This is a genomic window from Streptococcus oralis, from assembly GCF_001578945.1.
In the GTDB taxonomy this organism is placed as follows: Bacteria; Bacillota; Bacilli; order Lactobacillales; family Streptococcaceae; genus Streptococcus; species Streptococcus oralis_Q.
Map to the genome: position 1 here is coordinate 197,304 of NZ_KQ969551.1, position 1,959 is coordinate 199,262.

Genomic DNA, 1,959 nt, shown 5'->3' on the forward strand with positions numbered 1-1,959 from the left:
TATCCAACTCTTTTCTGACAACCTGCGCAATCTCCTCTTGGTTGCTCCGCTGAAAGGGCGCGTGGTTTTAGGTTTTGATCCTGCCTTTCGTACAGGTGCCAAGCTGGCTGTCGTTGATGCGACAGGGAAAATGCTGACGACTCAAGTCATTTATCCTGTCAAACCAGCATCAGCTCGCCAAATCGAAGAAGCCAAGAAAGATTTGGCAGACTTGATTGCTCAATACGGCGTGGAAATTATTGCTATCGGAAATGGGACGGCCAGTCGTGAAAGTGAAGCCTTTGTGGCGGAAGTTCTGAAAGATTTTCCTGAGGTCAGTTATGTTATCGTCAATGAAAGTGGCGCTTCTGTCTACTCTGCCAGTGAACTTGCTCGTCAGGAATTTCCAGGATTAACCGTTGAAAAACGCTCTGCTATCTCTATCGCTCGACGTTTGCAAGATCCCCTTGCTGAATTGGTTAAAATCGATCCCAAGTCAATCGGTGTCGGGCAATACCAGCACGATGTCAGTCAGAAGAAATTGTCTGAAAGTCTGGATTTTGTCGTGGATACTGTAGTTAACCAAGTCGGTGTCAATATCAATACTGCCAGCCCAGCACTTCTCTCCCGCGTAGCTGGACTCAATAAAACCATCTCTGAAAATATTGTCAAATACCGTGAGGAAGAAGGAAAAATCACTTCACGCGCTCAAATCAAGAAAGTTCCTCGCCTCGGTGCCAAGGCCTTTGAGCAGGCCGCTGGTTTCCTCCGTATCCCTGAAAGTAACAATATCCTTGATAATACAGGAGTTCATCCAGAGAACTATGCTGCCGTCAAGGAGCTCTTCAAACGCTTGGATATCAAAGACTTGAATGAAGAGGCACAAAGTAAGCTTAAGTTCCTTTCAGTTAAGGAGATGGCGCAAGAACTAGACCTTGGTCCAGAAACTCTTAAAGACATCATTTCCGACCTTCTTAAACCAGGTCGAGATTTCCGTGATTCCTTTGATGCACCTGTACTTCGTCAAGATGTCTTGGATATCAAGGACTTAAAAGTCGGCCAGAAGCTAGAAGGAGTAGTGCGCAATGTCGTTGACTTCGGTGCTTTCGTTGATATCGGGATTCACGAGGATGGATTGATTCATATTTCGCATATGAGTCGCAAATTTATCAAACATCCCAGTCAAGTGGTGTCTGTTGGAGATTTAGTAACGGTTTGGGTTAATAAAATCGATACCGAACGTGAAAAAGTTAATCTGTCGCTCCTAGCTCCAGATGAATCTAACTGAGTACGTTCAGTCTGTTTCACTCGAAGACTTTGGTAGACCTTTCACGCACCAAGCCCAGTGGAATTCTCGTCTGCGAACGACAGGTGGGCGATTTTTCCCTAAAGATGGGCATTTGGATTTTAATCCTAAGGTCTATAATGAACTTGGTTTGGAGGTTTTTCGGAAAATCGTGCGCCATGAACTCTGTCACTATCACCTTTATTTTCAGAAAAAAGGTTATCGGCATAAGGATCGAGATTTTAAAGAACTTTTGAAAGAAGTGGATGGACTACGCTTTGTACCCCCTCTGAAAGACCAAAGCACCTATCTAGTCTATCAGTGCCAATCTTGCCAGCAAACTTATCAGCGCAAGCGTAGGATTGATACCAAACGCTACCGCTGTGGCGTCTGCCGTGGCAATCTTGTCATCTTAAATCGGCCTAAGGACTGATGTTTGTGACCCCGTTTCATGCTATACTACTTGTAAGAATACCGAAAGAGGAAATAATCATGAATACAAAATTTTATAAAATGAGACGAAATCGCATGGTATCGGGAGTTTTAGCTGGTCTATCAGACAAGTGGAATTTTGATGTAACTCTAGTCCGCTTTCTCTTTGCTATTTTTACCATATCAAATTTTGGGATTGGTGTGATTATCTACATCATCCTAGCCTCTATCCTGCCAACTAAGGAAGAAATCGAAGCCGAAAT

General features: G+C 43.8%; 3 protein-coding genes. All 3 read left to right on the forward strand.

Features of this window, described 5'->3' with window-relative positions; genetic code table 11:
* A partial coding sequence (locus SORDD16_RS03665; protein ID WP_128973461.1) for a helix-hairpin-helix domain-containing protein occupies window positions 1-1,267 on the forward strand: 1,267 nt, incomplete at its 5' end.
* Entirely contained in the window at window positions 1,254-1,697 is a 444-nt protein-coding gene (locus tag SORDD16_RS03670; RefSeq protein ID WP_061452420.1) for a SprT family protein, read from the forward strand. The genes SORDD16_RS03665 and SORDD16_RS03670, both read left to right, overlap by 14 nt.
* A gap of 59 nt (window positions 1,698-1,756) precedes the next feature.
* On the forward strand, window positions 1,757-1,959 hold a 203-nt coding region (locus SORDD16_RS03675; RefSeq protein WP_061452421.1), incomplete at its 3' end, for a PspC domain-containing protein.